Here is a 23215-nt window from a genome sequence, read left to right as displayed (position 1 = left end):
CCGTCCGAAGACCGCTTCGCCATGCATCGTGCCGCCCGCCTCCTGCCCCGCCGAATCCTGGGCGCCACCGTCCTGCTGTGCCTGCTTCACGCCGCGCCGGGTGCACGGGCCGACGACGACCTGGTGGTGGCCGACCAGAAAGGGCAGCAGAAGGCGCTGCTTGAAGCCGCCGGGGCCGACCAGGGGCTGCCCTACCGCATCCGCTGGACCGAGTTCGAGGCCGCCGCCCCCCTTCTGCAGGCGCTGGGGGCCGGGGCGGTCGACACGGGGATTGCCGGCGACGGCCCGTTTCTCTTTGCCTGGGGCGCGGGCCTGCCGGTCCGGGCCGCCCTCCTGATTCCGCCACGCGGGGGCGGACGCGCCACGGCGGTCGTCGCGCCGGCCGGCTCGACGATCAGGACCCTGTCCGATCTCTCGGGCAAGCGGGTGGCGACCGGCCGTGGCTCCATCGGCCACCTGCTTCTGCTGCGCCTGATCCAGACCGGCGCGATCCCGGCCCCCGCGCCACACATCGTGTTCCTCGCCCCGGCCCAGGCCAAGGCGGCGCTCGACAGCGGCGGCATCGACGCCTGGTCGACCTGGGAGCCCTATGTCTCGCTGGAAACGATCCAGAACCACGGGGTCGTGCTGGCCGACGGCGCGGGGGTCATGCCCAACAACAGCTTCTTTGTCGCAACCGACGCCGCGCTTGCGCGCAAGCACGCCCAGCTGGCCGATTTCTATCGCCGCGTGGCCAGGGCCTATGCGTGGGGCGGCCTGCACCAGCGGGAGTATGCCGCGCTGCTGGCGCGCCAGACCGGCTTGCCGCAGACCGTCGCCGAGGCGGTCGCGCAGAAGCTGATCGCCACACCCGCCGCCGTCGGCGAGACCGTCGTGAAGGCCGAACAGGTCACGCTGGAGGCCTACCGCTCGGCCGGCCTCCTGTCTTCCGCCGGCCCGTTCGCAACCGCCTTCGACCGGAGCTTCACCCTGCCATGAGAACGCAGCTCACCCACCATGACGCCGACGTGCTCGTCATCGGCGGCGGCCTGGCGGGGTGCTGGGCCGCCATCACCGCCGCACAGGGCGGCGCGCGCGTGATCGTCGCGGAAAAGGGCCGCTGCGGCACCTCGGGCGTTGCGGCGGCGGCCGGGCCGGGCCACTGGTGGGTGCCCCCCGACCCCGGCCGGCGCGAGGAAGCGATCGCCCGCCGCTTGGCCGCCGCGCAAGGGCTGGGCGATGCCGCATGGATGGCGCGGATCGTCGACCGGACCTTCCGCACGCTGCCGGACATTGCCAGCCACTACCAGTATGTGCCCGACGACGACGGCAGGATCCGCCATCACGCGTTGCGCGGGCCGGAATATCTGCGCGCCCTGCGCGAGAAGGCCCTGGCGGCCGGCGCGATCGTTCTGGACCACAGTCCCGCGCTGGAGCTGCTGCGCCATGCCGATGGCGGCATCGCCGGCGCGCGGGGCGTCAGCCGCCAGGGCGCGGGCGGCGACTGGGTGGTCCGCGCGGGGGCCACGATCCTGGCCACCGGCGGCTGCGGCTTTCGCTCGCACCTGCTCGGCGGGGCCAACAATACGGGGGATGGGCTGCTGATGGCGGTCGAGGCCGGGGCCGTGCTGTCCGGCATGGAATTTTCCGCCTTCTTCACGGTCGTCCCGGCCGACACGACGATGGCGCGCACCATGATCTACAGTTTCGCGCGCTATTACGACGAGCACGGCCGCCTGCTGGACCGGCCGCAGGGTCCGCACGACAATGCGTTCCTGGCCGAGGCCCTGACGCACGGGCCCGTGTTCTGCGATCTCTCCGCGACGCCCGAGGACGTGCGGCGGCAGTTGCCGCAGATTTCCCCCAACGTGACCCTGGCCTTCCGCCGTCTGGGCATCGACCCGTTCCAGGACCGCTTTCCCGTCAGCCTGGTGGGCGAGGGTACGATCCGGGGCGTGGGCGGCGTGCGCGTCGCCGACGCGGATGCCGGCGCGGGCGTGGAGGGGCTGTTCGTGGCGGGCGACGTCGCCTCGCGCGAGCCGGTCACCGGGGCCGTCAGCGGCGGGGGCGCCGTAAATGCGGCCTGGGCCCTGTCCTCGGGCTGCATCGCGGCGGAAGCCGCGCTGGCCCGCGTGCGCCGCCATGGCCGGCGCGCGGACACGCCGGCCGACGGCACGGGCGGCGCGGGCCTGGCGCATCCTCACGGCACGACCGACGCGGCCGAGATCGAGCGCGCGGTGCAGGCCGAAATGCTGTCCCCCATGAAGCAATATTTCCGGACGGACGCGACGCTGTCCGCGGCGCGCGACCGTCTGGATGCCGGGTGGACGGCCCTGCCCCACGCCGGCCTTGCCCCGACGCCCCATGCCCGGGCCCGTCGCAGGGAGCTTGCCGCCCTGACCGCCACCGCCCGGTGGAGCACGGCCAGCGCGCTGGCGCGCCGCGACAGCCTGGGCCTGCACCGGCGCGCGGACGCCATCGCCGCGACCACGCCGCCGGCGCACGTCATTGCCGGCGGCGTGGACACGATCTGGACGGATCTCGTCCCGGCTGGAGAACAGGCATGATCGAACTCGTCATCGCCTCACGCTGCACAGGCTGCACCGCCTGCGTGACGGCCTGCCCGCGCGACGTGTTCGACCCCGTGCCCGATGGCCCGCCCCGCATCGCGCGGCAGGCCGACTGCCAGACCTGCTTCCTGTGCGAACTCTATTGCCGGGAGGACGCACTCTATGTGCATCCTGACGCGGGCCGCGCCCGGCCGCAGGACGCGGCGGCCATCGAGGCGTCCGGCCTGCTGGGCGAATATCGGCGGGCGTCGGGCTGGGACGAGTGGGCCGGGAACGAGGCGCTACGCAACCAGCACTGGCGTATGGAAGACGTCTTCCGTCGCGCACGGGACGCATAGAGACCACTGGGGGGAATCACCGGTCATGGATGGATCACCGATCGGAGCACACGCGCCTGTCGATATATCGGCCGAAACGCTGGATCGCCTGGTCGCGCGATTCGCGGGGCGGGCGGCGGGCTACGACCGCTCGGGCGAGATCGCGCTTGACAACCTCGCCGACCTGCGCGAGGCCGGGCTGCTGACCCTGACCGTCCCGCCCGTTTCAGGCGGCCAGGGGATCGGGTTGCGGCGGATCGTCGAGATCGTGGGCCGCATCGCGCAGGGCGACCCGTCCACGGCGCTGATCCTGGCCATGCAATATCTCCAGTCGGGCGCGGTCGCCCGCTCCCCGGTCTGGAGCGACGCGGTGAAGGCCGAGGTATTTTCCAGCATCGTCCGCGACGGCGCGCTGATGAACGCCCTGCGCGTGGAGCCGGAATTGGGCACCCCCGCGCGCGGCGGCCTGCCCGCGACCAGCGTGCGGCGCGACGGCGCGATCTGGCGCCTGAACGGGCGGAAGATCTTCTCGACCGGCTCGACCGCGTTGCACTGGGGCGTGGTGTGGTCCCGCACCGACGAGGATGCGCCGCGCGTCGGCCAGGTGCTGGTGCCGCTCGACCTGCCGGGGGTCCGGGTCGAAAAGAGCTGGAACCAGATGGGCATGCGCGCCACCGGCAGCCACACGGTCATTTTCGAGGATGTCCCGATCCCGGAACGCTACCTGGTCAATCTGACCCGGCCGGACGGCACGCAGGAGGAAGCCGTGGCGCTGGCAAGCTGGCACGCGATCGCGGTAGGCGCGCTGTATGACGGCATCGCCCGCGCCGCGCGGACCTGGCTGATCGGCTTCCTTCAGGCCCGGGTCCCGTCCAACCTCGGCGCGGCGCTGTCCACGCTGCCCCGATTCCACGTTCTGCTGGGCGAGATCGACGCGCTGCTGCTGACCAACAGCGCGCTGATCGACCATGCGCTGCGGCGCGAGGAAGCCGGCGAGCATGCCAACGCCGACGCGGGCCTGGTCAAGCAGATCGTCACCGAGAACGCGATCGCCGCCGTGGGCAAGGCCGTCGCGGCGATCGGCAACCCCGGCCTCAGCCAGGACAACCCGCTGGAGCGCCATTACCGGGACGTGCTGTGCGGGCGCATCCACACGCCCCAGGGCGACAGCGCGCTGGCGTTCGCCGGCAAGGCAGCCCTGGCGGGATAACCGCCAGGGCCTGACCGGAAATGCGCGCTGGCGGCGATCCGACGCGCGTTTTCTGTGCTCCGATGCTCACGGCCATCAAGGCCGCTCCGCTTCGGTGCTCGAAAACGCACGCCGGGCGCGGCCCTCGCGGGCCGCTCTCGCTCGCCAGCCCACATTTCCGGTCAGGCTCCGAGGCCCCGGACCCGGATCAGGCGGCGGCAACGCCCCGCCTGGCATCCTCCTGCGCCACCAGGGCGCGGACGCGCGGGATGAGGTCGCGGCCATAGACCAGCGCATCGGACAGCGGGTCGAATCCCCGGATCAGGAACGTCGTCACGCCCAGCCGGTAGTAGTCCAGCAGGGCCTCCGCCACCTGGTCGGGGTCGCCCACCAGCGCGGTCGAGTTCCATCGGCCACCGGTCACCGCCGCCACGCCGGTCCACAGCCGCTTGTCCAGGCGCTCGCCGCGCGCCGCAAGGGCACGCAGGCGACGCGACCCTTCGTTGGTCGGCAGCGTCCCGGCCGCCGGCGGCGCGCCGGCCACATCCAGCGCAATGGCCCCCGCCTGCACGCCCGTCCCCTGCTGCAACGCGTCGATCCGCGCGCGGACCTGCCCCGCCCGCGCCCATGCCTCGTCCTCGGTGTCCGCCACGATCGGGCGGAACGAAAGGGAAAAGCGCGGCGCGGGCCGGCCGTTGGCGGCGGCGGCGGCGCTGACCCGCGCGATCATCGCCGCGACCTCGTCATAGGTTTCGCCCCACAGGGCATAGGCGTCCGCATGCCGGCCGGCCACCCGGATGGCATCATCCGAGGCGCCGCCGAAATAGATCGGGATTCCGCCCGGCCGATAGGGCCCGACGTCCGAACGCGCGCCCGCCACGCGATAGAATGCCCCGTCATGGTCGAAGGCGGCATCGGCCGACCATTCCCGGCGCAGCACGTCCAGATACTCGCTGGCCCGCGCGTAGCGCACCCCCTTGGTCGTGTGGTCGCCGTCCGCTTCCAGTTCGCTGTCGTTGCCGCCCGTGATGATGTGCACCGCCACCCGGCCGCGCGTCAGCTGGTCGAGGGTCGCCAGTTGACGCGCCGCCAGCGTCGGCGCCGCGAACCCCGGCCGGTGGGCGATCAGCAGCCCCAGCCGTCGCGTCGCGGCGGCCGCATGGTGCGCGATCAGCAGGCTGTCGGGCGAATTGGAATGAAAGGCCACCAGCACCCGGTCGAACCCGCCGTCCTCGTGGATCGCGGCGGTCGTCGCGATATAGCCGGGGGCGACGGCCGGCCCGACGGGCGGGATGGTCTCACTCTGGTGACGACCTGTGACATAGCCGATGAATTCGATGGGCATGATGCCGTTTTCCTTTTTCCCAGCCGTGTCTTCGCATCAGTCCAGCACGGAAAACCCGTGCGTTCCGTCGCGTTCCAGCTGGGCGACAAGGCCGAACTCCCAGTCCAGATACGCCTGCATGGCGGCGGCGGCATTATCCGTGCCCTCATAGGGGCGCTTGTAGACATCGTCCGGACGCGAGAGCGCGCGCGCCGTGTCCAGGCCGGTTTCAAGCGGCTGCCCGGCGTCCCGCCATGCAGTCGTGCCCCCGTCCAGCACCCGCACCCGTAAACCCGCATGCGCCAGTTCGGGCGCGGCCAGACGCGCGGCGACCCCGTCGGGCGAGGTCAGCACGACGTCCCGCGCGTCCGCCAGGCGCGGATGCCCGGCCAGATCGGGGCGGATGGCGAACACCGCACCCGGCACATGCCCCGTGCGGAAGGCCGGGCTGGCGGCAAGGTCGATCACCAGCGGGCCCTCCCCCGCCGCGCGTTCCGCGACCAGGGCGGCGACGGACACGCCGTCCACCTCCGGCAAGGGCGCGGCCAGCACCACAGGCTCGGCGCCGGTCGCGCGTGGCGCGCCCGCCCAGTCGTCCAGCACATAGACCTCGCGCCAGCCCAACTGCCGCAGCCAGTGGCCGGTCATGCGGGCGCGGACGCCATCGTCGTCGGTCAGCACGATCGTGCCGTGACGCACGCCGATCCACTCGTCGGTCGCCTGCACGAGTTGGCCACCCGGCGCCGAGCGAAACCCTTCGAGATGCGACGCCGCATAGTCCTCGGGCGACCGCACATCGAGGCGATAGACCGTCCGGGCCGGGTCGGACTGGAGCGCCGACAGCGCCCCCTGCCCGATCGCCCGCACCCCGGTCCGCTCCGCCAGCGCGGCCGCCGCCGCACGGGCGCGCGCCACATTCGCGCCGGTGGGTTCGCCCCCCGTCCGCGCCGCGCCATGGTCAAGTTCCAGGCCGGCCAGCGTCCAGCCGATGGTCCCGTTGCGGAGCGCGAAGACGGGGTTGGGGATGCCGGCATTGACCAGCGACTGCGCGCCGATGATCGAACGGGTTCGGCCGGCGCAGTTCACCACCACGACCGTCTCGGGCGAGGGCGCGATGTCGCGCACCCGCAACGCCAGTTCCCCGCCCGGCACCGACCGGCCGCCGGGAATGGACATGACATGATATTCGCTGAAGCGCCGCGCATCGAGAATCACCAGGTCGTCGCCGCGCGCGATCCGGGCCTGGAGTTCCGGCGCGGGCAGCGAGGGCGTATGCCGGACATGCTCGACCAGTTCGCCGAAAGCCTTCGACGGCACGTTCACGTCGATGAAGATTTCACCGCCCGACGCCCGCCAGCCGGCAAGCCCGCCTTCCAGCATGCTGACATTGCCGTAGCCGAGTGCCGCGAAGACCGGCAGCGCACGCGCCACCCGGCCCTCGCCGTTGTCATAGAGCACGATCGGCGCATCGCGGCGCGGCACCAGGACGCCGATCCGCTCCTCGATTCGCCCCAGGGGCAGGTTGACCGCAAACAGCGGATGGGCCGCCGCGAACGGCCCTTCCTCGCGCAGGTCCAGCAGCGCGATCTCGTCCCCCGCCCGCAGCAGGCGCCGCACCTCGTGCGGCGAGGTGACGGTGACGGGCCGTGCCGTGACGGCGTTCATGCCGCCTCCGCCCGCTTCGAGCGGTCCCAGAGATTCGGCACGTCCGCGCTGGAATAGCCGGAAATGAACGATTTCTCGGCCCCCGTGTCCGGATCGTAGGTGGCGCGCGAGACGCCGCCGATATTGTCGCCGTAGACATGGATCGAAATCGAGGTTTCGTCGGCCAGTGCGTTGGCGACCAGATGATAGTCGTTCACGCCGGGGGCCAGGGCCACCACTTCGCCGGGTTCCAGAAAACTTGTCTCTCCGGCGTGAAATTTTCCGTCCGCGCCGCGTGCGAACTGCGTTTCGCTCTCGCGCCCGCGCAGCATGCCGATCAGACCCCAGACGCGATGGTCGTGCAGCGGCGTTTTCTGTCCCGGCCCCCAGACGAAGCTGACGACCGAGAACCGTTCCAGCGGATCGCAATGCAGCAGATACTGGCTATACCGTTCCGGATTCGGGCGGGTGAAGGGCTCGGGCAGCCAGCCATCGCGCGAGACGAGGTCGCGCAGCAGCACGGCCCCTTCCCGCTGGACGGCATCGGGCGCCAGCCCGCGTTCGTACAATCTGGTGAAGCGGGCGACGAAATCCCGAAGCGGTGCGATGGATGTCATGTCATTCAATCCAGAAGATCGGGTTCCTGGGCCACGATCCAGTCCCACAGCGGCTGGAACGAGAAATAGCCGCCCTGATGGGTGCCGACCTGGCTTGCGGTCAGGCGCGCGACATCGGGTGCGATCGGTTTCAGCGGACCGGCCGCCTGCGCCAGAAGCTGGGCGTGGGCCGCGTTATCCATGGTGATGAACCACCACGCGGCCGCCTCGATCGTCGGCCCCACCGTCAGCAGCCCATGATTCTGAAGGATCGCCGCCTTGCGCTGGCCCAGCGCCGCCGCCAGCCGCTCTCCCTCGCTGTCATCCAGCACGACGCCGCTGAACGGGTCGAAGACCGCATGATCCTCGTAGAAGGCGCATGAATCCTGCGTGATCGGCAGCAGTTCGGTACCCAGCGCCGAGAACGCCTTGCCGTAGGTCGAATGGGTGTGGGCCGCGGCAATGACATCGGGCCGCGCCCGGTGCAGGGCCGAATGGATCGTGAAGCCCGCCGTGTTGATCGGCCGGTCCCCGACCAGGATCGTGCCGCCATGCGTGACCAGTTGCAGATCGGAAACCCTGATCTGCGAGAAATGGACGGCCAGGGGATTGATCCAGTACCGGTCGGGAAATTCCGGATCGCGCACGGTGACGTGCCCGGCCAGCCCCTGGTCGAACCCATAGCGCGCGAACAGCCGGAACGTCGCGGCGAGGCGCTGCTTGCGATGCAGCCGCTCCTCCTCGAACGATGCGGCCGGCGGGCGGGGCGCCAGACGGCGCTCCCGCGCCTGTGCCGAATCCTGTGCCGGAGCAGCGGGCGGCGTAATGGCGTTCATGCTGATGGTCCTCCTTTTTTCAAATCAGTAGCCGCGTGCGGCATCCACCACGTCCTGCAGCGGACGCCCCTCCAGGAAACGCTCGAGATTCGCCGTGATCCGCCGGCGCAGATTCTGCCCGACGGCAGGCCCGGACCATGACACGTGCGGCGTCAGGCGGATGGCCGGATGCGTATAGAACGGATGCCCCGCCGGCAGCGGTTCGGGGCTGGTCACGTCGAGTGTCGCAAAACCGACCCGCCCGGAGTCGAGCGCTGCAACCAGCGCGTCCTGGTCCACCAACGGCCCCCGCGCGACGTTGACCAGATGCAGGCCCGGCTTCGCACGGGCCAGCAGACCGGCATTCACGCAGCCTTCGGTTTCGCGCGTCAGCGGCAGCGCCAGAACCAGATGGTCGACCTGTTCGATCAGTTCCGCCAGGCGCGCGACCGGCTCGACATCCTGCTCGGTCCCGGTCCACGCGCCGCGCCGCCACGCCAGCACACGCATGCCGAACGCCCGCGCCCGCGCCGCGACCGCCTGGCCGATCGCGCCATACCCCGCCAGCCCGACGACACGCCCCGCCAGCCCACCCAGCGGCGATCCGCGCTTCAACGCCGCCGCTTCCCGCAACCAGGCCGCGGGGCCGTCGGGGCGCACCGTATCCAGCCGCTTTTCATGCAGCAGCAGCGCCCCGAGCACATATTCCGCGATCGGCACGGCCGCGTCGCCGCGCCCGCACGTCACGGCGCGCCCCTGCAGCAGCCATGCCGGAAATCCGTCCACACCGGCCGAGGCGATCTGCACCCAGCATGGCCCCGCCCCCCATTCCGCCGGCCGACGGTCGGGCGCGGCCTGCCAGCTGCGCGACGGGCCGGTCAGCAGAATATCGGCGCCGTCCACGTCCCAGGGCACATCGCCCTCGCGGTCCCCATCAATGACGCGGACGCGGTCACCGAACGGGGCCAGCGCGGGATGCAGCCCGGCCCCAAGCTGATTGACGACGACAAGCGGGCGCATGATGTCCAACCGCCTCCGCGCTCAGGCCGCCTCGGTCCGCGCACGGGCCTCTTCGGCCGCCACCAGGGCGCGCACGCGGGGGATCAGGTCACGGCCATAGGTATAGGCGTCGAGCAGCGGGTCGAAGCCGCGGATCAGGAAGGTGGTGATGCCCAGCCGGTAATAATCCAGCAGGGCCTCCGCCACCTGGTCCGGCGTGCCGACCAGCGAGGTCGAATTGCCCCGCGCGCCTGTCAGCGCCGCGATGCCCGTCCACAGCCGCTTGTCCAGCCGCGCCCCCCTGTCGGCCGCGGCCAGCAGGCGGCGCGATCCCTCGTTCGGGATGTTGGCGGGGCGGGCGAAGCCGGTCCTGTCCTGCAACGCACGGGCGGTCTCCAGGATGCTGTCGGCCTTCGCCCAGGCCGCGCCCTCGGTATCGGCCAGGATCGGACGGAGCGAAAGCGAGAAGCGCGGCGTGCGGCCATGCCGCGCGGCGGCCGCGCGCACCCGCGCCACCGTCTCGCTCACCTGCTCGTAGGTTTCGCCCCACAACGCGTAGACATCGGCATGCTTGCCCGCCACGGCGATGGCGTCCTCGGACGAACCGCCGAAATAGACCGGAATCCCGGCCTCGCGGTAGGGATGGACCAGCGAATGGGCGCCCCGGACGTCATAGAACCGTTCCGCGTAATCGAAGGGCGCCGGGCTGGTCCATTCGTTCCGCACTATGTCCAGATACTCGCTCGTCCGCACATAGCGCTCGGCCTTGGTGGTATGATCGCCGTCGGCCTGAAGCTCGACGTCGTCCCCACCGGTGATGATGTGCACGGCCACACGCCCGCGCGTGAGATGATCGAGCGTCGCGAACTGGCGCGCCGCGATGGTGGGCGCGTTGAAGCCCGGCCGATGGGCGATCAGCAGGCCGAGATCGCGCGTCACCGACGCCGCGTGCTGGGCCAGCAGGATGCTTTCGGGCGAATTCGAATGAAAGGCGATCAGCGTCCGGTCGAATCCGCCGTTCTCGTGGATCTTCGCGGACGCCTCGATATGGCCGAGGTCGATGACCGGGCCGGATGGCGGAATGGTCTCGGACTGGTTGCGGCTGCCGATAAAGCCGATGAATTCCATGGACATCCCTTATCCTCCGATACATATTCAACGATACGTTATCGTTTATCATCATATTTAACACTTGCGCGTCAGGGAAGAACAAGACAAAAATAATCATATAACGATTTACGTTCGTTAATATGGACTTTTGCAGTCCTCATCGGTCCGGAGCCTGCCGTCGTGTCACACTCGCTCTCGCCTGGCCTCCCGCAGAGAATGGCCCGGAACGTGCCGACGGAACTGCTGCGTTCCTTCGTGGCGATCGTCGAGGCCGGATCCATGGCGCAGGCCACGGAAACGATCTTCCTCACGCAGTCGGCCCTCAGCCTGCAGATGAAGCGGCTGGAAGACGTGCTGCAGCAGAAACTGTTCCGCCGCGACGGCCGACGACTGCTTCTGAGCGCGGCGGGCGAGGAACTGGTCGCCTACGCCCGGCAACTGCTCGCCCTGAATGACCGGATCGTCCAGAATCTGGGCCAGGACCAGGATCACGACCCCATCACCGTCGGCATGGTCCAGGACTTCGCGGACACGATTCTGCCCGATGTGCTCGGGCGCTTCAGGCTCGAACATCCGCGTGCGCGGCTGATCGTTCGCGTCGGCGGCTCGGCCGAACTGCTCGACATGTTCGACCGCGCGCGTCTCGACCTGGTCCTCTGCCTGGGCCAGCACGGCGACAGGGCCGATGCGACGTGGAACGTCGTGGGCGCCGACCGGATGGCCTGGCTGGGCGATCCGGCGAACACCGAACGCAGTGAAGTGCCTCTCGTTCTTCTCGAACCGCCCTGCCGCTTTCGCGACGCCGCCCTGCGGGTGCTGGCCCAGGACCGGCGCGAATACCGCATCGTGCTGGAAACGCCGAACCTGCCCGCCATGCGCGCGGGGGTCCGGGGCGGGCTTGGCGTCAGTTGCCGCACGCGGCGCTTCGCCGTGGCGGAAGGCCTGCCGATCATCGCCCAGGGCGCCCTCCCCACCGTGCCGGAAATCGAAACGATCCTGGTGCGGCGCAACGGGCTGTCGGATGTCGCGCAGGATCTGGGCGATCTTCTGGCGCAGGCCGCCGATGGTCAATGAGGCGCGCCAAGGTGACCCTTGAGCGAAACTCCTTGGTCGAAACAGGGACTTCTCCTCCATAGTCGAAGCCTCGACCTTTTCGGGGATGCCCCAGCATGAGTACAGAACAGAACGTCACCGGCCCATCCCTGCGCGCGCGCTTTCAGGCAGTGGAAGACGAACGCAGGCGCTCGTGGGCTCCGGATGCCCTGGCCATCAACGCCAACCAGCGCGCGCGGCTGGTGCGCGAGCATGGCGACCAGCCGCATGTCGGCATCGGGGACGTGCTGCCCGCGGCCACGCTCACGCGCATCGACGGACAGCCCGTGGCACTCGACGCACTTGTCGCGAACGGCCCCGCCGTGCTGGTCTTCTTCCGCTTCGCGACCTGTCCGGCCTGCAACATCGCGCTGCCGTACTATCGGGATACCTTGTGGCCTGCGCTGAAGGATGCGCGAATCCCGCTGGTCGCCATCTCGCCACAGCCCATCGGGGCCTTGGGCGACATCGCGACGCGGCATGACCTGCCGTTCCCCGTCCTGTCCGACACCGGCCTGGCGCTGTCGCGCGCACTCGGACTGACCTATGTCTTCGACACGCCCTCGCGCCACGCCGCCGAGGCGAAGGGCGGGACCAGCGAGGCCTTGAACGGCACCGCGTCGTGGGAATTGCCCAAGCCGTCCGTCATCGTGATCGGCCCAGGCCGCGTCGTGCGTTTTGCCGATATCTCACCCGACTGGATGGACCGGACGGAAACCCCCGCCATCCTGGCCGCGCTCGATCTCAGCCCGTCGGCCAAGGAACGACACCATGCCGCCTGACGCCCTGCTGGAGCTGCGGTCCGCGCAGGTCACGACCGAATTGTTCCGCGACGCGATGAGCCGGCTTGGCGCGCCCGTCACGCTGGTCACGACCGATGGGGCTGCGGGACGTCACGGGCTGACGGCCTCCGCCGTCACCAGCGTCAGTGACGCGCCGCCGACGGTGCTGGTCTGCCTCAACCGGACCAACCGCTCGCACGCGGCCTTTCTCGGCAACGGCGTGCTGGGCATCAGCCTTCTGTCGGGCAGCCATGAAGACCTCGCGACCGGTTTCGCCAGCAGCCGGCGCAGCACCGACGAAAAATTCGCGGCCGGCACATGGCGCACGGACGTGACCGGCGCGCCCCTGTTCGACGATGCGCTGGCCACGCTCGATTGCACCATCGGCGCCCTCCACGCCGCCGGCAGCCACGACGTGCTGTTCTGCGCGGTCCAGTCCATCCGCATCCACCCTGCGGGCGGGGCCGGGCTGGCGTGGTTCGACCGCCGCTTTCACCAGCTTCCGGCCGGTCCGGGGCCCAGCCATATCCACGCAGGGTAGCACCATGTCCGAATCCCGCCGTCTTTCCCGCCGCGCGGCGCTTGCCGCCACCGCAAGCCTCGCCCTGCCCTTCATCGGCGCGCGGCGCGCCGGTGCGGCCGACGGCATGGCCGGCATGGACAGCGAGACGCAGTGCACGGGTGCGGCAACCGGCGCCATCACGCCGCTGCCCGGCCCGCCGCGCAAGCTCACCATCGCCTGGAACGAAACTGCGGTCTGCACCGCGGCGGTACCGGTGGCGAAGGCAAAGGGTTTCTTCGCGCGGCATAATCTCGACATCGACTACGTGAATTTCGCCGGCGCCACCGACCAGTTGCTCGAAGCGCTGTCGACCGGCAAGGCCGACGGCGCCCCCGGCATGGCGCTGCGCTGGCTCAAGCCGCTGCAGCAGGGGTTCGACGTGAAGCTGGTCGCGGGCCTCCACGCGGGCTGCATGTACCTGCTCGCCCCGCCCAAAGGCGCCATCACGCACCTGTCCGACCTGCGCGGCAAGACGGTGGGCGTCACCGATATCGGCGGCCCCGACCGGAACTTCTTCGGGATTCGCCTCAAGGAAATCGGCATCGACCCCGAAACTGACGTGCAGTGGCGGCAATATCCCCCCGACCTGCTGCCCGTCGCCCTGCAACGTGGCGACGTGCAGGCGATCACGGATGGCGATCCGTTCAGCTATCTCCAGAAACGCCAGTTCGGCCTGGTCGAGATCGACAGCAACATGCATGGCGACTGGGCGCATATCGCCTGCTGCGTGATCGGCCTGCGTGGCAGCCTGATCCGTGACGAGCCGCAGGTCGCCATCGCGGTCACACGCGCCATCCTCGACGCCGGCGCGTGGCTGGCCTGCAATCCGGACGAAGCCGGCCATATCTTCAAGCCCTACGCACCCAAGGCCTCGGCGGAGGACATCGCCACCATGATCCGCATCCAGGGCCACCACCACCAGACGCGGGGCGGAACGTTCCGCGACGAGATCGCGCTCTACGCCCGCGCCCTGAAGGACATCGGCGTGTTCCGCCCGTCGTTCGACACCGCCCGCTACGCCGCGCGCGTCACGCAGGACCTGTTCAGCGCATGAGCGGCGCCGGGACGACACAGGCGATCGCGCCCGCCGGGAAGCCGACGCGCACGCACGCACGGTCGCGGCCCGCGCTGCGCGCCCTTCCGCCCTGGGCCGCCGGCCCGGCATGGTTCGTCGCGGCCCTCGTCACCTGGCGCTGGCCGGACGCCGACGATTTTCCCGACACGACCACTCTTGCCGGCCTGTTCGCCGGTATCGGCGTCGCCCTGCTGGCGGCGGCGGCGCTGCGCCGGCTTTCGGCGCGCGCGCCGTGGATGATCGCGCTCGGCCTCGGCTTCGCGGCATGGGAACTCGTGCAGGCCAAGCTGCTGCTGCTGCCGCGCCCGTTCTTCGGAACGCCGCAGGATCTGCTGGATGTTTTCCTGACCGACTGGAAGCGGCTGGGCGACAGCCTGCTGCATTCGCTCGGCCTGCTGGTGGTCGGCTATACGGCCGGGTCCGTCCTCGGCATCGCGACCGGCGTCGGCCTTGGCCGGTCGCGGCGCTTTCGCTACTGGGCGCTTCCCATCGTCCGCCTGGTCGGCCCCCTGCCCCCGGTGTCCCTGCTGCCCCTGGCCATGGTGCTGATTCCCTCGAACTGGCTGGCGAGCGAGGCGCTGATGGCCCTTGGCTCCGGCTTTCCGATTACCGTCCTGACCTGGTCCGGCGTGGCGGCGGTCGACCCCGCCTATTATGACGTCGCCCGCACCATGGGCGCGCGGGAGCGTTTCCTCGTCTTTCGCGTCGCACTGCCCGCCGCCATGCCCCAGATCTTCGTCGGGCTGTTCATGGGACTGGGCATGTCCTTCGTGATGCTGGTGATCGCCGAGATGCTGGGCGTGAAATCCGGTCTCGGCTTTTACATGCAATGGGCGCAGGGATGGGCGGCCTATCCCAACATGTATGCCGCCCTTCTGGTCATGTCGCTGATGTGCACCGGCCTCATCACCATCCTGTTCAAGGTGCGGGACCGGCTTCTCGGCTGGCAGAAGGACGGGCTGAAATGGTGACGCATCCCGCAGGGCGCGCGGCGCCACTGGGTATCCAGCTCCGCGCCATCCGTCACGGGTATCAGATCGGCGGCGCCTTCAAGCCGGTGATCGAGGATGTCAGCCTGGATATCGCCCCCGGCGAGTTCGTGGCCCTGCTCGGCCCGTCGGGCTGCGGCAAATCGACCCTGCTGCGCCTGGTGGCGGGGCTGGAGCCGCCGCATGCCGGGCAGGTTCTGGCCGACGGCGTGCCGGTCACCGGCCCGGGTCCCGACCGCATCGTCATGTTCCAGGACCCGACGCTCTATCCCTGGCGCACCGTGCGCGCCAACGTCGCCCTCAGCCGGGACATCGCGGGCCGGCGCGACGACGCGGCCGTCGATGCCGCGATCGAGATGGTGGGCCTGAAAGGCTTCGAACGCGCCTGGCCGCATCAGCTTTCAGGCGGCATGGCGCAGCGTGCGGCCCTCGCCCGGGCCCTGGTCAACGACCCGAGGCTGCTGATCCTGGACGAACCTCTGGGCAAGCTGGACAGCCTGACGCGGCTGACGATGCAGACGGAGCTGCTGCGTCTGTGGCAGAATCGCGGCTTCACCGTCATCATGGTCACGCATGACGTCGAGGAAGCGCTGCTGCTCGCCACCCGCGTGGTCACGTTCAGCCCACGGCCGGCCGGCGTGATCTCGGACGTCTCGATCGACCTGCCCTATCACCGCCATCGCGACGATCCGCGCCTGCTTGCCCTGCGCCGCGAGATCCTGGTCCGGCTGGGCCACAGCGAGGACTGGTGATCGCCACGCGAGACCCAGCCGTCCCCTGAGTGCGCGATCGGGCGGCCAGCACGGGCGTCGATACATTCCACATTCTCATCGTGCATTTTTTCATAACTCGTTTTCCAATCGTTATTTTTCTTCCTATCAACGTTCGATGAACGCAACATCCCGTTACAAAGACATCATGCCAAAACCAGCATTTCAGCCCGCGTCCAGATTTCGCTCCCGATGGCACGGCGCCGTCGCGGCCATCTGCGCCCTGTCGTCCGCGCCGCACGCCCTTGCCGCGCGCAGCCAGGGCGCCGGCAACGCGGATCCGGCCGCCAGCACGGAAGCGGTCATCGTCACAGGCACACGCACCTCGGTCCACGCGTCGAAAAGCATGGCGCCCATCGCCATCTTCACGGCGGCGGACCTGCGGCGCACCGGGCAGACCAGCCTACGCAACGCGCTGGTGGCGCTCGATCCGTCCGTCAACAACACGCCGGGCTATCCGGGGCAACTCGGCTTCACGACGAAGACGATGTCGCTGCGCGGCCTTCCGGCCAACGAAACGCTTGTCCTCGTCAACGGAAAACGCCGACATACCATGTCGTCGGTGTTTTACGGCGGCGCCATGCAGGGTCAGTCCCCCGTCGATCTCGATCTCATTCCGTTCGAGGCCGTCGATCATATCGAAATCCTGAAGGATGGGGCGGCGGCCCAATATGGTTCCGACGCCATCGCAGGCGTCATCAACATCATCCTCAAGTCGACCGATCACGGCGGCACGGCCGAACTGGGGTATAACCAGTACGGCTGGACGGTCGGCCCCCTGGGCGATTACGGCCGGGGCGGCAACCTGAATTACAATCAGGGCTTCAGGATCGGCAATGGCGGCTTCCTGAACGTGACGGCCGAATTCACCGGAAATCAGGCGACCAACAACGCGGGCTACGCGCCGCGCACGCAGGGCGGCAAGCCCGTCCTGCTCTATCCCCTTCTGCCCAACGGCCAACAGGACCCGCGCGAGAACGGCGACCGCTATCGGCAGATTTCGGGCCAGCCCGAAAACGAGCGGCAAAGCATCGCCTATAATCTGGAACTTCCACTGTCCGGCAGCACCCGTTTCTATTCCTTCGCCACGTACAGCCACCGTACCATCGCCGCCTCCGCCTGGTACCGGCCGTCGAACTCCCAGCAAAACATCATGAGCGTCTATCCGGACGGCTACCTTCCGACCGATACGACCGAGGATCACGACTTCCAGTTCACCAGCGGCTTTCGGGGCCGGAACGTCCTGGGCTGGTTCTGGGACGCCAGCGTCAATTACGGTCGGGATTCCAGCAGCATCGGCATCGAGAATACGCTCAACAACTCGCTGGGCCCGTCCAGCCCGCACAATTTCCATCTTCAGACCCTGACCAACTCGGAACTGACCGCCGATTTCGATATCCACCGGGCCTTCCGCACCGGCCTGCTGCGCGAGCCGCTGCAGGTCGCGGCCGGCGTGGAATATCGCTACAACGCCTATGACGTCGCAGCCGGCGACGACGCCTCGTGGCAGGACGGGGGCTATGTCTTCCCGCCCAGCTATGTCTTTCCGACGGCAAGCCCCGCCTTGCCCGGCGCATCGGGCCTGGGGGCCACGTCACCCGCCCAGGCGAGCCTGCATTCGCGCATGAACGGCGCGTTCTATCTCGACCTCACCCAGAAAATCACGAAGGACCTGACCGTCGCCCTGTCCGGCCGTGACGAACAGTACAGCGATTTCGGCAATACGCTCAGCGGCAAGGCGTCCGTCCGTTATCAGGTGACGCCGTGGCTCGCGCTGCGTGGCTCGGCCAGCAACGGCTTCCACGCGCCGACCCTGCAACAGGAATATTTCCAGAGCACGGCGCTCTATTACTCGATCCTGCCCAGCACCAACCAGCTCGTGCAGTCCTATACCAACTACGCCTCGGTCGACAACGCGGGCGCCAGGGTGCTCGGCGCCACGCCGCTGAAGCCGGAAACGTCCCATAATTTCAGCGTCGGCTTTGTCCTGACACCCCTCCGGCGAATGGATATCTCGGTCGATGCCTATCGTATCGACATCTTCAACCAGATCGTGCCGATTTCCGTCGCGGGCTCGGGCGTCGCGGGCGCCCGCGTGCTGCAACTGCTCCATGACGCCGGCGTAGTGCCCAACGACGGGCGGTATTACGGCTTCACCTACGAGCGGAACGCCGCCCATACCCGGACCATGGGCCTTGATGTGCAGGCGCACTACCTGACCGATTTCGGCCGGGCCGGAAACGTGACCTGGGGCGTGATGATGAACCAGCAACAGCACCAGATCGCGCGGGTCAATCCTCTGAACGTGAATCTCGGCCCCGGCATCACCGCCCTGTTCCGCAGCCAGATCGGCAACATCACCACGCTCTACCCCCGCAACACGCTGCGCCTGACCGCCACCTGGCGCAAGGATGCCTGGGCGACCACGCTGCGGGTGTCGCGCTATTCCCAGACCAAGCTGCTCAACGACCGCGGCCCGGCCTACGACGAGACGGTGGCGCCCGCCTGGCTGGTCGACCTCGACGTCACCTACACCTTCCCCAATCGCATCCGGCTGTCGGTCGGCGGCAATAACATCTTCAACCATCGGCCGCAGACGCTCAGTCCGCTGGCGCAGAGCGCCGCGTCGCTGCTTCAGGTCAACCCGAACTACAGTTCCGCCTCCATCTACGGCGCGGAAGGGGGATATTACTATGGCAAGATCGCCTGGAGCTGGTGACCCTGCAGCGCTGACCCGGCGCGGCCTGATACAGGGGCTGCTGGCCGGCGGCACGCTGGCGGCGGCAGGGCCTGCCCTGGCCGCGCCGCCTGCGGCCCTGCGCGTGGGCGACCAGAAAGGCGGCGCGCGCTCGCTTCTGGCGGCGGCGGGACAGGACCATGCGGCCGACTCCCCCCTGCAATGGAGCCTGTTCGCCGGGGCGCCGATGCTGATCCAGGCGCTGGCGGCCGATGCGATCGACACCGGCGTCATCGGCGACGCGCCGCTGGTCTTCGCGCAGGGCGGGTCGGACACCATCCGCGCGGTGGCGGGCATCCAGACCGACGGCACCATGACCGCGATCGTCGTGCGGCACGACAGCCCCATCCGCAGCGTCAGGGACCTCAAGGGGCGTTCCGTCGCCACCCTCCGTGCCCAGACCGGCCATTACCTTGCCCTGGCGGCGCTGCGCGAGGCCGGGCTGCATGATGATGACGTCCATTTCGTCTTCATTCCGCCGGTCTCCGCCAAGCTGGCCCTGCAAACCGGCGCGGTGGATGCCTGGGCCACCTGGGGGCCGTATATTTCGGATGCGAAGGTCGCCGACGGCGCGCGCGAGATCGTCAACGGCGGCCGGCTCATGAGCGGACTGAGCTACGTGGTGGCCACGGAGGCCGCCCTGCACACCCGCAGGGACGCCGTCGCCGACTACGTCCGCAGGCTGCGCGCCGGCCACGACTGGATGCAGGCCCATCCGGACGAATATGCCGCCGTATGGGCGGCGGACGTCGGGCTGCCGATCGCCGTCGCGAAGGACGTCGTACGCGCGATGCAGGGCACGGTCGTGCCCCTGGGGCCGGATGTCATCCGCAAGCAGCAGGCCGTCTCCGATTTCATGTTCGAAACCCGCATGATCCCGCGCCGCCTCGCCGCCACGGCGGTGATGGATACCCGTTTCACGTTCTGACCCGAAGGGCAGCATCATGAGCACACCCGGCCGCCAGCATATCGCGCTCGGCGCCTACCTGACCGGATCGGCCACGAACGGCGACGCGTGGCGCGCACCCGGCGAGGACATCGACGCCGATATCGACTTCGGGCGCTATCGCGATTACGTCCGGATTCTGGAACAGGGTCGCTTCGACAGCATCTTTCTCTACGACAACGTCCTGCCCGTGCCCGACCCGGCCGCCGTGGCGGACACACCGGCCCTGCCGCGCTGGGATACGTTCACGCTGCTGGCGGCGCTCGCCGTCACGTCGCGCCATATCGGCCTGATCGGCACCGCCAGCACGACGTTCAACGAACCCTACAACATCGCCCGCCGCGTCGCCTCGCTGGACCGCCTCAGCGGCGGCCGCGCGGGATGGAACGTGGTCACGGCGACCGGCGGCGGCGAGAATTTCAACCTCGCCGCCCATACCGACCATGCCGAACGGTACGAGCGCGCCCACGAATTCGTGGACGTCGTCACCGGCCTGTGGGACAGCATCGCGCCCGGCGCCTACCTGCGCGACCGTGAAACCGGCCGCTGGCTCGACCCCGCGAAGGTCCGTCCCCTGAACCATCATGGCCGCTTCTACCATGTGGCCGGCCCGTTGAACGCGCCACCCACGGTGCAGACCCGGCCCGTTCTGGCGCAGGCCGGCGCATCCGGGGCGGGCAAGGAACTGGCGGCGCGGATCGGCGAGGTGATCTACACCGCCGAGTATGACCGGGCAGCGGGGCGGGACTATCGCGCCGAGGTGCTGGCGCGCGCGGCCCGGTACGGCCGCACCGCCGATCATCTGCGTATCCTTCCGGGCCTGGCCCCGTTCGTCGGGCGCAGCGAGGCCGAGGCCCGCGAAAAATTCGAGACCTATCAGCGCTATCTCGACAAGGCGGACTGCCTGCGCGGCTTTTCATCCTATGCCAGCCTGGGCGTCGATCTGTCCTCCTGGCCCGAAGACCGCCCGATCGCGCTTGGCGCGGTCGCGGAGACGAACAGCCACAAGAGCCGCCAGTCGCTCATCGTCGACTGGATCCGTCGCGAGCGACCGTTCGTGCGGGACGTCCTGCGCCGGTTCACACGCGGCGGGCACCGGATCGTCGTAGGAACCCCGCGCGCCATCGTCGATGACATGGAGGACTGGTTTCGCACCGGGGCGGCCGACGGTTTCAACATCATGTTCACATCGTCACCCGGCGGCCTGCGCGATTTCGTGGACCTGGTGGTCCCGGAACTGCAACGCCGCAACCTGCTGCGTACCGACTATACCGGGCGGACGCTCCGCGAGAATCTGGGCCTGCCCGACCCCGCGGCGCGCTGACCGCCTCCCCCGGCTGCCGGTCGGCCGGGGGAGCATTGCCTCGCTGCGGGGCAATCAGAGCGTGAACTTCGCCGAAACAAAGATGGTCTGTGGATCCGCAAAGAATGCGGAATCATAGACCGGGACACCACCCCCCTGCACGAAGGTCGTGCCCTGCAGGTAGCGCCGGTCGAGGAGATTGCGTGCCGTGGCCTGAACGATCCAGCGGCTGTCCGGGCTGGTCCAGCTTGCCATGGCATTGACATAGGTTTGCGTCGGCAGGCGATTCTGCCGGTTGGCCTGCGACGTCGTATAGACGGCGGACTGAAAGGACACGTCGGCGCCAATATGGAATGTGCCGGGAAGATGGACCGGCAGACGATACGTCACCGATCCCATGGTCTGGAACCGGGGCGCCCATGGCAGCGGAGCCCCGGCATACGGGTTGTTGTTATACCACGAACCATCCGCAAGCCGTATCCGGCTGCTGGTCCCATCGAACCTGTCCAGGACGGTGTAGAGATAGGACGCGGTATAATGAATATCCAGATCCCTCGTCACCTTGTACGAGCTTTCGAATTCCGCTCCGGTGGAATGGGCTTTCCCCGCATTGAACCGTCTGGACAGACCATTGGAAGGGTCTGTCGTCGTGAGCTGGATGTTGTCGAATTCGTTCCAGAACAGCGCACCGTTGACATGCAGGCGACCGGGAATGGGGTCGGATTTGACGCCGACTTCATAGGTGGTGACGATTTCGGGATCGTACGGAATCGAAGCCTGAATACGTCCCGTCGCAGCGGGGGTCTGGGCCCGGAAATCATAGCCTGCCGACTTCCCACCCTGCGAGATCGACCCATATGTCATGAGACGCGGCAAAGCCTGCCAGCTGAGCGACCCTTTTGGAAGAAGCTGAATCCAGCTCTTGTGCGCCGCAACCTGCCACGCAAGATCATTGGGAACGCCGCCGAGGATGTATGAAAGCTGATTCTGGGGTGTCGCGATATGCGTCGGACCCGGAGCCAGATAGCTCAGGGTTTCGGAGTTCGAGTGATTTTCCCAGTTGAACCGCAACCCGGCCGAGAATGTCAGTGTCGGGGTAATATGGTAATGCGCCTCGCCATACAGCGCCCAGTTGCGGTTGAGCTGGTCGATCACCGCGTAGACGGGCATGTAACGTATCTGGGCCGGATTGTTCGTCAGCGGCCCGTACACATTGTTTGCCCAGCGCTGGGTGTACCAGTCTTCGTACAGGAAGTATGCACCGACATTGAAATCCACCTTGCCATAATCCCCATGCAGATGGATATCCTGCGAATACATCCGATCGTTGTAATAGAGAGGCTGCGACACACGAGAATAATAATCACCCGTGTTGTCGTAGATTCCCTTGTCGTCATAGCCACGGATGCCGGTTATGGCATAAATGGTCAGGTTACGGTTGAGGCGATAACGTACGTTCCCCGTAAAGCCGACCTCACTGTAGTTATTTTTCGGGAAAAGCTGATTATAATTTCCATAGATATAGGGATTGAGCAGATTTCCGACACCACGATTCGTGCTGCCGTCAACCGTCCCGTCGAAGGCTATGCTGATATCGAGATCTTCGTTCGGCGTGTAGCGAAGTTTCCCGCGTGCCTGCGTGTAGTCGATGTTGTTCGTGTCTTTTCCGACCGTGTAGTTATGGTCGATTCCCCCACGGGCATGACGCCCGAAAGCGATGCTTCCAAAAAGTTTTCCCGGCACGATCGCGCCACTGGCCGCGGCGCCGATCTGGTATTCGTTGTATGTGCCATAGCCGACCTGGGCTATGGCACGCCGGCGATCGGTGGGAACGATCGTGTTGATCCTGACCGCGCCGCCTTCCGACTGGTGCCCCGAGAAGATAACGGGACCGCGATCGATCTGCATGTCCTCGACATCGAGCAGTTCCTGCATGTTTCCCATGTTGCGGGGCAGGTAGACACCATCAATATAGGTTCCGACGGAAGGTTCGCCCTGGGGATCGACCTCGCCAATGCCGCGAATGAAGTAATTCGTCACCGAATAGCCGGGCATGTTATTCGGGATGAACAGATTCGGCGTGATCCTGGCAAGTTGCTTCGTGTTCTGCACACCCAGGCGGTCGAGGCGCGCGGCTGTCAGAAGCGATGCCGATGACGGCGTTTTCTGAAGTTCGTCTTCCCGCCGTGCCGATCCGGAACGCCCCGATACCGTCACGGTCTCCTCTTTTCCGGCCGGCACGCGAATAGCATCCGCATGAGGCCGTGCATCTGGATGTCCTGTCTTTCCACGAGGCTGCACGGCAAGGGTGTTCGCATGCCTGGTCGGGCGCGCATGCGCGGGCCGAAGATGGGACGAAGCGGCGCGCCCCTCGTTGACAACGAGCCCCACAAGAGCAGCACAGCACGTCGTCCGC

Annotated in this window: 21 protein-coding genes; 13 read left to right on the top strand and 8 right to left on the bottom strand. The window is 68.1% G+C overall.

What is annotated here, in order from left to right; genetic code table 11:
• The first annotated feature begins 21 nt into the window (after positions 1 to 21).
• From HLH21_RS03020 to HLH21_RS03005, 4 genes are read left to right on the top strand one after another with little or no spacing between them, the layout of a single operon-like run.
• The gene (locus tag HLH21_RS03020) at positions 22 to 978 is read left to right on the top strand and encodes an aliphatic sulfonate ABC transporter substrate-binding protein (protein ID WP_182941082.1); all 957 of its coding nucleotides are present in this window, start codon (positions 22 to 24) and stop codon (positions 976 to 978) included.
• Positions 975 to 2546, top strand: coding sequence for an FAD-dependent oxidoreductase (locus HLH21_RS03015; RefSeq protein WP_182941079.1), 1572 nt, complete (start codon positions 975 to 977; stop codon positions 2544 to 2546). The genes HLH21_RS03020 and HLH21_RS03015 overlap by 4 nt, the downstream gene beginning before the upstream one ends.
• A complete protein-coding gene (locus HLH21_RS03010) occupies positions 2543 to 2887 on the top strand; it encodes a 4Fe-4S dicluster domain-containing protein (RefSeq protein WP_182941076.1) in 345 nt (114 codons plus the stop codon). Before HLH21_RS03015 ends, HLH21_RS03010 begins: the two co-directional genes overlap by 4 nt.
• A gap of 25 nt (positions 2888 to 2912) precedes the next feature.
• The gene (locus HLH21_RS03005; protein ID WP_182941073.1) at positions 2913 to 4076 is read left to right on the top strand and encodes an acyl-CoA dehydrogenase family protein; all 1164 of its coding nucleotides are present in this window, start codon (positions 2913 to 2915) and stop codon (positions 4074 to 4076) included.
• 187 nt (positions 4077 to 4263) lie between these two features.
• Here the strand turns inward: HLH21_RS03005 and HLH21_RS03000 are convergent, their stop codons facing one another.
• The 6 genes from HLH21_RS03000 to HLH21_RS02975 are packed head-to-tail and all read right to left on the bottom strand — an operon-like array spanning position 4264 to position 10567.
• On the bottom strand, positions 4264 to 5400 hold the full coding sequence (locus HLH21_RS03000) for an LLM class flavin-dependent oxidoreductase (protein WP_182941070.1): 1137 nt from the start codon (positions 5398 to 5400) through the stop codon (positions 4264 to 4266).
• 36 nt (positions 5401 to 5436) lie between these two features.
• Positions 5437 to 7044 (bottom strand): rhodanese-like domain-containing protein, encoded by a 1608-nt coding sequence (locus tag HLH21_RS02995; protein WP_182941067.1) that lies wholly within the window; start codon positions 7042 to 7044, stop codon positions 5437 to 5439.
• On the bottom strand, positions 7041 to 7640 hold the full coding sequence (locus tag HLH21_RS02990; protein ID WP_182941064.1) for a cysteine dioxygenase family protein: 600 nt from the start codon (positions 7638 to 7640) through the stop codon (positions 7041 to 7043). The genes HLH21_RS02995 and HLH21_RS02990 overlap by 4 nt, the downstream gene beginning before the upstream one ends.
• Before the next feature lie 5 nt (positions 7641 to 7645).
• A complete protein-coding gene (locus tag HLH21_RS02985) occupies positions 7646 to 8455 on the bottom strand; it encodes a class II aldolase/adducin family protein (RefSeq protein ID WP_182941061.1) in 810 nt (269 codons plus the stop codon).
• A 24-nt stretch (positions 8456 to 8479) separates the two neighbouring features.
• Entirely contained in the window at positions 8480 to 9454 is a 975-nt protein-coding gene (locus HLH21_RS02980) for an NAD(P)-dependent oxidoreductase (protein ID WP_182941058.1), read from the bottom strand.
• A gap of 21 nt (positions 9455 to 9475) precedes the next feature.
• Positions 9476 to 10567 (bottom strand): LLM class flavin-dependent oxidoreductase, encoded by a 1092-nt coding sequence (locus HLH21_RS02975; RefSeq protein ID WP_182941055.1) that lies wholly within the window; start codon positions 10565 to 10567, stop codon positions 9476 to 9478.
• Between the two features lie 204 nt (positions 10568 to 10771).
• Between HLH21_RS02975 and HLH21_RS02970 the strand changes: the two genes are divergently transcribed.
• The 6 genes from HLH21_RS02970 (at position 10772) to HLH21_RS02945 (ending at position 15795) form a co-directional block, all read left to right on the top strand.
• Positions 10772 to 11617: a LysR substrate-binding domain-containing protein gene (locus tag HLH21_RS02970; RefSeq protein ID WP_264811885.1), complete on the top strand. Its 846-nt coding sequence runs from the start codon at positions 10772 to 10774 to the stop codon at positions 11615 to 11617.
• A 95-nt stretch (positions 11618 to 11712) separates the two neighbouring features.
• Entirely contained in the window at positions 11713 to 12417 is a 705-nt protein-coding gene (locus HLH21_RS02965; protein WP_182941052.1) for a peroxiredoxin-like family protein, read from the top strand.
• A complete protein-coding gene (locus HLH21_RS02960; protein ID WP_182941049.1) occupies positions 12407 to 12958 on the top strand; it encodes a flavin reductase in 552 nt (183 codons plus the stop codon). The genes HLH21_RS02965 and HLH21_RS02960 overlap by 11 nt, the downstream gene beginning before the upstream one ends.
• Positions 12959 to 12962: 4 nt before the next feature.
• Entirely contained in the window at positions 12963 to 14033 is a 1071-nt protein-coding gene (locus HLH21_RS02955; protein ID WP_182941046.1) for an ABC transporter substrate-binding protein, read from the top strand.
• The gene (locus tag HLH21_RS02950; protein WP_182941043.1) at positions 14030 to 15025 is read left to right on the top strand and encodes an ABC transporter permease; all 996 of its coding nucleotides are present in this window, start codon (positions 14030 to 14032) and stop codon (positions 15023 to 15025) included. The genes HLH21_RS02955 and HLH21_RS02950 overlap by 4 nt, the downstream gene beginning before the upstream one ends.
• On the top strand, positions 15019 to 15795 hold the full coding sequence (locus HLH21_RS02945; protein WP_182941040.1) for an ABC transporter ATP-binding protein: 777 nt from the start codon (positions 15019 to 15021) through the stop codon (positions 15793 to 15795). Before HLH21_RS02950 ends, HLH21_RS02945 begins: the two co-directional genes overlap by 7 nt.
• A 183-nt stretch (positions 15796 to 15978) precedes the next feature.
• On the opposite strand, the gene HLH21_RS16965 is transcribed toward HLH21_RS02945, so the two are convergent.
• The gene (locus tag HLH21_RS16965) at positions 15979 to 16161 is read right to left on the bottom strand and encodes a hypothetical protein (protein ID WP_246379105.1); all 183 of its coding nucleotides are present in this window, start codon (positions 16159 to 16161) and stop codon (positions 15979 to 15981) included.
• Between HLH21_RS16965 and HLH21_RS02940 the strand changes: the two genes are divergently transcribed.
• The 3 genes from HLH21_RS02940 to HLH21_RS02930 are packed head-to-tail and all read left to right on the top strand — an operon-like array spanning position 16160 to position 20820.
• Positions 16160 to 18532, top strand: coding sequence for a TonB-dependent receptor plug domain-containing protein (locus HLH21_RS02940; protein ID WP_246379103.1), 2373 nt, complete (start codon positions 16160 to 16162; stop codon positions 18530 to 18532). The genes HLH21_RS16965 and HLH21_RS02940 overlap by 2 nt on opposite strands.
• On the top strand, positions 18507 to 19478 hold the full coding sequence (locus tag HLH21_RS02935) for an ABC transporter substrate-binding protein (protein WP_182941034.1): 972 nt from the start codon (positions 18507 to 18509) through the stop codon (positions 19476 to 19478). Before HLH21_RS02940 ends, HLH21_RS02935 begins: the two co-directional genes overlap by 26 nt.
• A gap of 16 nt (positions 19479 to 19494) precedes the next feature.
• Positions 19495 to 20820 (top strand): LLM class flavin-dependent oxidoreductase, encoded by a 1326-nt coding sequence (locus tag HLH21_RS02930; protein ID WP_220789646.1) that lies wholly within the window; start codon positions 19495 to 19497, stop codon positions 20818 to 20820.
• 54 nt (positions 20821 to 20874) lie between these two features.
• On the opposite strand, the gene HLH21_RS02925 is transcribed toward HLH21_RS02930, so the two are convergent.
• Positions 20875 to 23040 (bottom strand): TonB-dependent receptor, encoded by a 2166-nt coding sequence (locus tag HLH21_RS02925; RefSeq protein WP_264811884.1) that lies wholly within the window; start codon positions 23038 to 23040, stop codon positions 20875 to 20877.
• Positions 23041 to 23215 lie beyond the last annotated feature (175 nt).

The organism is Gluconacetobacter johannae, from assembly GCF_014174305.1.
Classification (GTDB): Bacteria; Pseudomonadota; Alphaproteobacteria; order Acetobacterales; family Acetobacteraceae; genus Gluconacetobacter; species Gluconacetobacter johannae.
The sequence above is the reverse complement of the archived record's forward strand: the minus strand, read 5'-3'. Positions and strand labels throughout refer to the sequence as shown.

Bases quoted from the DNA above. Each gene is read 5' to 3' on its own strand.
- HLH21_RS03005 (WP_182941073.1), top strand. From the start codon at position 2,913: ATGGATGGATCACCGATCGGAGCACACGCGCCTGTCGATATATCGGCC.
- HLH21_RS02940 (WP_246379103.1), top strand. From the start codon at position 16,160: ATGGCGCCCATCGCCATCTTCACGGCGGCGGACCTGCGGCGCACCGGG.
- HLH21_RS02975 (WP_182941055.1), bottom strand. From the start codon at position 10,567: ATGTCCATGGAATTCATCGGCTTTATCGGCAGCCGCAACCAGTCCGAG.
- HLH21_RS16965 (WP_246379105.1), bottom strand. From the start codon at position 16,161: ATGCTTTTCGACGCGTGGACCGAGGTGCGTGTGCCTGTGACGATGACC.
- HLH21_RS02930 (WP_220789646.1), top strand. From the start codon at position 19,495: ATGAGCACACCCGGCCGCCAGCATATCGCGCTCGGCGCCTACCTGACC.
- HLH21_RS02950 (WP_182941043.1), top strand. From the start codon at position 14,030: ATGAGCGGCGCCGGGACGACACAGGCGATCGCGCCCGCCGGGAAGCCG.
- HLH21_RS03015 (WP_182941079.1), top strand. From the start codon at position 975: ATGAGAACGCAGCTCACCCACCATGACGCCGACGTGCTCGTCATCGGC.
- HLH21_RS03010 (WP_182941076.1), top strand. From the start codon at position 2,543: ATGATCGAACTCGTCATCGCCTCACGCTGCACAGGCTGCACCGCCTGC.
- HLH21_RS02945 (WP_182941040.1), top strand. From the start codon at position 15,019: ATGGTGACGCATCCCGCAGGGCGCGCGGCGCCACTGGGTATCCAGCTC.
- HLH21_RS02980 (WP_182941058.1), bottom strand. From the start codon at position 9,454: ATGCGCCCGCTTGTCGTCGTCAATCAGCTTGGGGCCGGGCTGCATCCC.
- HLH21_RS03000 (WP_182941070.1), bottom strand. From the start codon at position 5,400: ATGCCCATCGAATTCATCGGCTATGTCACAGGTCGTCACCAGAGTGAG.
- HLH21_RS02990 (WP_182941064.1), bottom strand. From the start codon at position 7,640: ATGACATCCATCGCACCGCTTCGGGATTTCGTCGCCCGCTTCACCAGA.
- HLH21_RS03020 (WP_182941082.1), top strand. From the start codon at position 22: ATGCATCGTGCCGCCCGCCTCCTGCCCCGCCGAATCCTGGGCGCCACC.
- HLH21_RS02965 (WP_182941052.1), top strand. From the start codon at position 11,713: ATGAGTACAGAACAGAACGTCACCGGCCCATCCCTGCGCGCGCGCTTT.
- HLH21_RS02995 (WP_182941067.1), bottom strand. From the start codon at position 7,044: ATGAACGCCGTCACGGCACGGCCCGTCACCGTCACCTCGCCGCACGAG.
- HLH21_RS02955 (WP_182941046.1), top strand. From the start codon at position 12,963: ATGTCCGAATCCCGCCGTCTTTCCCGCCGCGCGGCGCTTGCCGCCACC.
- HLH21_RS02985 (WP_182941061.1), bottom strand. From the start codon at position 8,455: ATGAACGCCATTACGCCGCCCGCTGCTCCGGCACAGGATTCGGCACAG.
- HLH21_RS02935 (WP_182941034.1), top strand. From the start codon at position 18,507: ATGGCAAGATCGCCTGGAGCTGGTGACCCTGCAGCGCTGACCCGGCGC.
- HLH21_RS02960 (WP_182941049.1), top strand. From the start codon at position 12,407: ATGCCGCCTGACGCCCTGCTGGAGCTGCGGTCCGCGCAGGTCACGACC.